Raw genomic sequence first — 7,829 nt, forward strand, 5'->3', positions numbered from 1 at the left:
CAGGGTGGGGCCCACGATGCCGGAGGCGATCACATCCAGAATCGGGGCCCGGTGATAGCTGGTCCGCTCGTCGAATATGGCCTGTTCCATGTAGGTATAGGACCGCCCCCCATACTCCTTGGGCCAGGATATGGTCACCCATCCTTTTTCAACCATCTTCCGGCGGAATCGAGTCAGGACCTCCCGGCTCTCCTCATCTTCGATTCCCATTGAGCCGCAGCCGTATCCCCCCGGCCAGTACATGGGACGGGAAGCCCAATCCGGAGGCAGGATCTCCTGTAAAAAGGTATCCACCTCGTCATAAAAGGCCTGTTCCTTTTCATTGAATCTGAATTCCATCCCGGTTCCTTTCCGATTTCGGATTTCGGGTGTCTTAAAATCTTACTTTTTACCAATTGACTGACCAATCAATCACATCGACGATTTGAAAATATTGGCAAAACACAAAAAAGTCAATAAAAATTTTTACCGAAATAAAAGACGGAATCTCTGGCTTGGCGATGGGAATTCGGCGACTATCCTTTTCGGCCGGCGCAGAGATGATCGACCATACTTAAGAAGGCATACTCCAGAGTACTGAAGATATAATTCTTTTGGGTGGCCCGGTATTTGCTCTCTTCCAATTGGACGATGCCGATAAACATTCCCCAAAACATTTTGTATATTTGGGCCGGGTTGACTTCCCGGATGAGGTTCCGCTCCATGGCCTTCAGGATAATATTCCGCCCGATCTCGGTATTTCTCTTGGCATAATGATAAATTTCCGCGGCGGATTGTTCGGTCATTTTCGAAGTCAGGACCCCTATTTGAAAGGCCCGCATGATACTGAAGAGGTCCGGATCGGCCTCATAGACGGACTTGAAAATGTGATAAAATCCCATGACCAAATCCTCACCGGTTGTGGCCGGATCATGAGCGACCTTTTCTTCAAGATCAAGAAGACGCCTGCCCAGATCTTGCATGATCGGGACCAACAGAGACATATACAGATCGTCTTTGCTGGGAAAATAAAGATAGATGGCCCCTTTGCTGACCCGGGCCTTGGCGGCTATCTTTTCAATGGTGGTATTCCCATAGCCCTTCTCCAGAAAAACCTTTTTGGCCGCCGTTAATATGGCCTTTCTCGTCCAATCCTTTTTCTCTTCCAATAGACTTCTTTTTTTCATTCTGGTTCTCTTTAGATACTGCTTAAAATAAGGCCACTTCGCATTTATATCGTTACTATTATCTGGTATACAACACAAAAAAAGTCAAGGAATTATAAGCTGAATTCTATCCAAAGATATTTGAAATTTCGGGATAGGAGGGTTAGACCAATCATCTATCAACAATATTGAAAGTTGCTAACAGGCCTTAATTATTTTTTTCTCCAGCAATCCATGGATTTCCTCTACAGGGTACCCCAATTCCTGCAAAATCTGCCTGGTATCGGCACCTAACGGGCGGGACAGCCGGTATTCGGGCAGTCCCAGATTCTCCGAACGAATTGGGGGCCGAGGCAGACAGGCCCTGGTTCCGTTGGCGAAAGTGACCTCATCCATAAAATGATTTACCCGAGCCTGTTCGCTGGTGCTGATCTCGCTGAAGTGCGTCAGCCGGTCATGGACGATATCGGCACTTTTCAGAAGTCGGTCCCACTCTGCGGCTGTTTTTTCAGCAAACCGCTCTTCAAAGATTTTGATGAGAGCAGCCTTGTTCTCGGGTTTCATCATTTCCTCTTCAGTCAGATAGCGGGGATCATCCGCCAGCTCAGGAACACCCAGTACGGTGCAAAGGGTGCAGAAATAGCGGGTGTACTCCAATACCGAAATCATCATCCATTCCCCATCCGAGCAAAGATAAAAGTTTGCAGTGGGCTTGCTCTCATAGCGCTTCTTGGGATAATGGTATTGGTACTTTTCCTGCGTAATGGTATTCATAATACCCATGGTCCAGACGGCGGTACCGAAGAGAGAAATGGAGACTTTATCCCCCTTACCGGTCTTCTCACGGTTCAACAGGGCAGCGCAGATGCCGCCAAAGAGCATGGTGCCGATGCTGATATCGGCTGTGCCGGCCGGTGGATAGATAGGATAGGAACCCGGGCTATCGATGCGCAAGTCCGCCATAAAACCGCCGGCCGCCCAGAAAGCCGTTGTATCGAAACCGGGCTTGGCCCTATCAGGGCCTTCTTCTCCGTAACCGGTCAGCAGGGCGTAAATGAGCCGGGGATAGCTCACTTTTAAGGTTTCATAATCCAAGCCCATTCTCTTCAGCGCTGAAAGACGATTATTGGTTACGAACACGTCTGCCTGAGCCAAGAGCTTGTGCAGTACTTCCATACCTTTTGCACTCTTGATGTCCAGTGCCAGATATTTTTTGTTGGCGTTTGGGATATCAAACACCGGGTTCTCTTCTGAAGTTGTCGGCGTGCTAAAACTTTTACCGTAGTAGCGCCAAACGTCTCCTGCGATGTTTTCGATCTTGATTACCTCAGCGCCCCAGTCTCCCAGAATTCGAGCACAGATCGGCGCAGCCAGGTAAGTAGACAGTTCTACCACTTTCAGTCCTTCCAATGGCTTGATTGAAGACATTCCGTAACTTCTTTCTATTTTTAATTATTTCAGACTTCCATATACTTTTCGCGGGCCTGGGGGTTGGCATTTAATTCTTCTTTGGTGCCGGAGAAGCCCACATGGGCCTTGCCCATCAGGTAGACGCGGTTGGCCAGGGACATGGCCACCTTAAAGTTATGTTCGACCAGTAAAATCGAAACTCCAGCCTTGTTGATCTCGGCCAGGATGTCCCGGACTTCCTGGACCATGATCGGGGCCAGCCCTTCGGTGGGTTCGTCAACCAATAACAGTTCCGGGTTGCCCATCAAGCCCTTCCTATGTCAGCATCTGCTTCACCTTTGGTTAATCCCCCGAAGGGCTCTTTCCTTTGCATCGGTCCAGCTTTTGATCCATTAAAGGCAAGGCCTTGGCCGCTGGAATCGTAAAGGTGGGGCCGCGTGTTCAAAACCAACCTTACTTCGATATTCATTATTCGATGTTCGACATTCGATATTCGATTTTTTTCATGTTTCGTGGTGCCCAAATAGGCCTGAGGGTTTAGTACAAAAAATATGAAAGCTCAAAGCGGCAACTCGTTTTCATCCCTTGTCCATGCCCATAGGGGCATGAAAGACTCAACCGATCCGCCCGCATTGACCGCCGTCTACGGGCAGAATGACTGAGGTAATGAACCGGGCTTCGTCGGAGGCCAGGAAAAGGGCGGCATAGGCCGTGTCCCAGGCTGTGCCCATTCCTCCTTTTAAGGGGACCCGGTTGTCCCGTTCCCGGATGAGGTCCTCTTTGCTGATCCCCCGGGCCTCGGAGAATCCTTCAACGGCCATGGGGGTATTCAAAAGACCGGGCATGATGGCATTGACCCTGATCCCTTTTTTGGCAACCCGCATGGCGATGGAATGGGTCAGGGCGTTGACCCCGGCCTTGGAGGTTTTATAAGCCAGGAGGGGAAAGGTGCAGACCGCCGCGGCCGAGGAGATATTGATAACGGAACCACTTTCCTGTTTTTCCATGTAAGGCAAAACGTGTTTGCAGGTTAAAAACATGCTCTTTAAATTGACATTAAGGATGTTATCCCAATCCTCTTCTTTCAGCTTCACCGCACCCTGGTCCCCCCGCCCGATGCCGACATTATTGACCAGAATGTCGATGCACCCGTAGGTCTCAATGCATAGCTCGGCCATCCGTTGACAGTCCCCGGTCAGGCAGACATTAGCGGCCACAGCCAGGGACTCGCCTCCCTCTTGCTCGATCAGGGATTGGGTTTCCCGGGCGGATTCGAGATGAAGGTCCACGGCCAGGACTCTAGCCCCGGCTCGGGCAAAAAGAAGGGAAATCGCCCGTCCGTTCCCGATGGTTTCTCCCGGAGTCTGACCGGCCCCGGTAACGATAGCCACTTTTCCTTCCAAGCGTTTGTCCAATTATCCTCCTTTAATTCGACAATGCGGTCTCAGGTTCAGGGTTCAAGGTCCGGAAAATACAGTTATAAAGTTTATGACCTAAATTTTATTAATGACCAATATATATTTTATGACCGTCGTTTACCATGTTGTAATCTTTTAGTCAAGAGAAAAATAATCGAGTCGTTGATTTCCTGATCCTCTCCGTTTCTCGGGGAATTTTTTATCCGTCCCCACCCACCTGAGATCAGGCTTATGAATCCTGGTTTCCCCCTTGTTATAGATCTTGGTTTTTGATATATTCTAAAGAATAGCGGCGGGAGGCAATGTCATGAAATTAGAAGAGAAAATTAAAGCGCCCCTTAGAGACTACCCCCATCAGGAAATAGGTACGGAAATCCGGAGTATTTCAGGGTCTCTGACGGTCCTTGAGGAAATTCGGCTGAACCATCGGGGACGAGCCCTGTTGGGTGTCGTCAGTGTCGGGGTGATCGACAATGCCTGCTGTGGTGCCGGCGGATGCTTATTTATAGAAATTCCCGGATATATTCTTTCCAGTGAAAAGAATGAGCAGGGCCAACAAATCAGCCGGGTTATCCCGGTTGAAGATCAGGAAGGAAAGACAGAAATCGCCGCCGCCTTGAATAAGCTCTATCCCTATGCCCAACTCTGCTTTGGGTAATCTTCCGATCTTACTCCTAAGAAAGCAAAAAAAACAGGAGATGGCCTTGCTGCTTTCGGGCCTGATTTGCAGGAAATTTTTTTCTCTTGACATAAATGACTACATTGACTACATTTAATAGTAACCACAAAATCAATTTAAAAGGAACGGGGCATGGTCTCAAAAAACCTGGGAATACGGGAAGTCAAAACAAATTTAAGCGGCCTGTTGAAGAAGGTTAAAGAAGGCCAGGAGGTCATTATTACCGATCGGGGGAAACCCATAGGAAAAATCGTCCCTTTCCCGGCTAAAGATCTTTCTCTTGAGAATCGTATACGGCGCCTCGAAGACCAGGGATGGTTGGAGCCCTTGCCTAAGAAAGCCGGGAGACGGCTCCCGCCGCCACTCCCCGCACCTGGAGGTCTGGCCCAAAAATATCTTCAGGAGGGAAGAAACAGATGACGGGAATGGAAAACCCGGTGGTCGTCTACTGGGATGCCTCGGCCATACTCTCCGCCCTCCTGAAAGACGAACACAGCCAGGACGCTCAGAAATGGGCCAACCGATCGGGGTATCATTTCCTTTCTCATTTATCTTATTCGGAGGTGATCGCTGTCTTATCCCGAATGCGGCGGGAAAGGGATATGGCTGAAATTCTGGTGAATGCTGCCAATGAAGTTTTGGAAAATGGTCCCTGGAGAAGGTTGGTTTTCGTTCCCCAATGGAACATGATCAAGAATCTTTCCGATAAATGGCCCCTCCGAGGGGCTGACCTCTGGCATTTATCCGCCGCCAAAGGCCTTCAGGAACAATTCCCGGAGCTGCGACTCTTGACCTATGATAGGCGGTTAAAAATAGCCGCCCAAGGGGAAGAGATGTGAAAATTCCAAAGATAAAAACAGAGATTCCAGGCCCCAAGGCGTTAAGGATTATTCAGACCGATAACCAGGTGGTTTCTCCTTCCTATACCCGGGCCTATCCCTTGGTCGTCAAAAAGGGAAAAGGACTTTGGGTGGAGGATGTGGATGGAAACGTCTTCCTGGATTTTACAGCCGGCATTGCGGTTTGTACTACCGGCCACTGCCATCCGAAAGTGGTTGAGGCCATCAAAGAACAGGCCGATCTCCTTATCCACATGTCAGGGACCGACTTTTATTATACCCCCCAGGTCCTTTTGGCCAAAAAGCTGGCGTCCCTGGTTCCGGGGAATGGCCCCAAGAAGGTCTTTTTCGGCAACTCCGGGGCCGAAGCCGTGGAGGCGGCCTTCAAGCTGGCCCGGTGGCATACCAAAAGGGAATTGAATATCGCCTTTTTCGGGGCTTTTCACGGCCGAACCATGGGGGCCCTGTCCCTTACGGCCAGCAAAACAATCCAAAAAAAGCACTATAATCCATTGGTGCCGGGGATCACCCATGTACCCTACGCCTACTGTTACCGCTGTGCTTATGGGGCCACCTATCCCGGCTGCGGAATCGAGTGTGTCCGCTGGATTGAAGAAACCCTTTTTAAAACCGTCATGCCCCCCGAGGAAGTGGCCGCCATCTTTGTGGAGCCCATCCAGGGAGAAGGGGGATATATCGTTCCTCCTCCGGAATTTCATCAGGCCTTATTCCGGGTGGCCCAAAAATATGGAATCCTCTACGTAGCCGACGAAGTCCAGTCCGGAATGGGGCGGACCGGAACTATGCTGGCCAGTGAACAGTTCGGCGTTGCCCCCCAGGTCATTGCCCTGGCCAAGGGGATTGCCTCGGGATTGCCCCTGGGGGCCATGATCGCCCCGGCCGAGATTATGGACTGGGAGGCCGGTTCCCATGCTTCCACCTTCGGGGGAAATCCTGTTTCCTGCAAGGCCTCCCTGGCGACCATCCGCCTGCTGGAAAAAGGATTGATGGCCAATGCCCGTAATCAAGGGAAGCGCTTGATGGAGGGGCTCAAGACCCTTCAAACCTCCCTGGAATGTATCGGCGATGTGCGAGGGAAAGGCCTGATGGTGGGGATCGAATTCGTAAAAAATCGTCAAACCAAGGAACGGGCCGGGGCCTTAAGAAATGAGATCATCCAAAAATGTTTTCATAAAGGACTGCTGGTTTTAGGGTGTGGTGACAATTCCCTGCGCTTTTGCCCGGCCTTGACCATAACGGCCCGTGAAATTGATATAGGTCTTTCCATCCTGGAGGAAGTGATTCGGGAGGTGGCCGGATGAAGGAAGAAATACTCAAAAAGTTTGGTTTGGAAGGGGAACTGCCGGGGGCCGGAACCGGTTCCTGGTTTCAGGGTCAAGGGGAACTCCTGGAGTCTTTCTCCCCCATTGATGGGCGGGTGCTTGGCCGGGTCCGCTGCGCCGCTTCAAATGATTACGAACAGGTCGTGAATCAGGCGGTCAGGGCTTTTGAAAAATGGCGGCAGGTCCCGGCCCCCAGGAGGGGTGAAGTGGTCAGGCAGATCGGTCAGGCCTTCCGGGCCTGTAAAGCCGATCTCGGGGCACTGGTCAGCCTGGAGATGGGAAAGATCCGGGCCGAAGGGGAAGGCGAGGTCCAGGAGATGATCGACATGGCCGATTATGCCGTCGGTCTTTCGCGGATGCTTTATGGGATGACCATGCAAAGTGAGAGGCCCGGGCACCGGATGTATGAGCAGTGGCATCCCTTGGGCCCGGTGGGGGTGATAACGGCCTTTAATTTCCCGGTGGCCGTCTGGGCCTGGAATGCCATGATCGCATTGGTGGCCGGTGACCCGGTGATCTGGAAACCTTCTTCCAAGGTCCCTTTATGCGCCCTGGCGGCTTTAGGGATCGCCTGGAAGGTCCTGAAAGAAAATGATCTGCCGGAGGGTTTGCTCAGTTGCCTTATCGGCAAGGCGGAGACCGTCGGGGAGGCCCTGATCAGGGACCCCCGCATTCCCCTTATTTCGGCTACCGGTAGCGTGCCTATGGGCCGCCAGGTCGGTCAAGCAGTTAAAGGTCGTCTGGGAAAGACCTTGTTGGAATTAGGGGGCAATAACGCCATCATTGTAACCCCCAACGCCGACCTGCCCTTGGCCGTCCGGGCCTTCGTTTTCGGGGCCGTCGGGACAGCCGGCCAGCGCTGCACCAGCACCCGTCGGCTCATTGTGCATCAAAACCTCTTCCCTGCCCTAAGCGAGGCCTTAATCAAGGCCTACCGGCAGATTCCCATAGGCAATCCTCTGGAGGCGGCTACCCTCATGGGACCTTTGATCGAC

General features: G+C 51.6%; 10 protein-coding genes. 5 read left to right on the plus strand and 5 right to left on the minus strand.

Translation table 11 applies throughout. From position 1 onward, the window contains the following. From HY879_03220 to HY879_03240, 5 genes are all read right to left on the minus strand, one after another. A partial coding sequence (locus HY879_03220) for an acyl-CoA dehydrogenase family protein (protein MBI5602340.1) occupies positions 1–339 on the minus strand: 339 nt, incomplete at its 3' end. A 176-nt stretch (positions 340–515) separates the two neighbouring features. Beyond that, positions 516–1,166 carry a TetR/AcrR family transcriptional regulator gene (locus HY879_03225; protein MBI5602341.1) on the minus strand — a complete coding sequence of 217 codons (651 nt, stop codon included), beginning with the start codon at positions 1,164–1,166 and terminating at the stop codon, positions 516–518. Between the two features lie 177 nt (positions 1,167–1,343). Further along, on the minus strand, positions 1,344–2,573 hold the full coding sequence (locus HY879_03230; protein MBI5602342.1) for a CoA transferase: 1,230 nt from the start codon (positions 2,571–2,573) through the stop codon (positions 1,344–1,346). Between the two features lie 29 nt (positions 2,574–2,602). Then, complete coding sequence (locus HY879_03235) at positions 2,603–2,860, minus strand: hypothetical protein (GenBank protein MBI5602343.1); 258 nt, start codon at positions 2,858–2,860, stop codon at positions 2,603–2,605. Positions 2,861–3,169: 309 nt separating this feature from the next. Further along, positions 3,170–3,970, minus strand: a complete 801-nt coding sequence (locus tag HY879_03240) for an SDR family oxidoreductase (GenBank protein MBI5602344.1) — start codon at positions 3,968–3,970, stop codon at positions 3,170–3,172. 310 nt (positions 3,971–4,280) lie between these two features. On the opposite strand from HY879_03240, the gene HY879_03245 reads away from it, so the two are divergent. The 5 genes from HY879_03245 to HY879_03265 form a co-directional block, all read left to right on the plus strand. Further along, positions 4,281–4,631 carry a hypothetical protein gene (locus HY879_03245; GenBank protein ID MBI5602345.1) on the plus strand — a complete coding sequence of 117 codons (351 nt, stop codon included), beginning with the start codon at positions 4,281–4,283 and terminating at the stop codon, positions 4,629–4,631. Between the two features lie 153 nt (positions 4,632–4,784). Continuing rightward, on the plus strand, positions 4,785–5,072 hold the full coding sequence (locus HY879_03250; GenBank protein MBI5602346.1) for a type II toxin-antitoxin system prevent-host-death family antitoxin: 288 nt from the start codon (positions 4,785–4,787) through the stop codon (positions 5,070–5,072). Positions 5,073–5,077: 5 nt separating this feature from the next. After that, the gene (locus HY879_03255; GenBank protein MBI5602347.1) at positions 5,078–5,491 is read left to right on the plus strand and encodes a type II toxin-antitoxin system VapC family toxin; all 414 of its coding nucleotides are present in this window, start codon (positions 5,078–5,080) and stop codon (positions 5,489–5,491) included. Next, positions 5,488–6,813: an acetyl ornithine aminotransferase family protein gene (locus tag HY879_03260; GenBank protein ID MBI5602348.1), complete on the plus strand. Its 1,326-nt coding sequence runs from the start codon at positions 5,488–5,490 to the stop codon at positions 6,811–6,813. Before HY879_03255 ends, HY879_03260 begins: the two co-directional genes overlap by 4 nt. Next, the coding region (locus tag HY879_03265; protein MBI5602349.1) for an aldehyde dehydrogenase family protein at positions 6,810–7,829 on the plus strand (1,020 nt) is incomplete at its 3' end. The genes HY879_03260 and HY879_03265, both read left to right, overlap by 4 nt.

The sequence above is a fragment of the Deltaproteobacteria bacterium genome (assembly GCA_016219225.1).
GTDB lineage: Bacteria > Desulfobacterota > RBG-13-43-22 > RBG-13-43-22 > RBG-13-43-22 > RBG-13-43-22.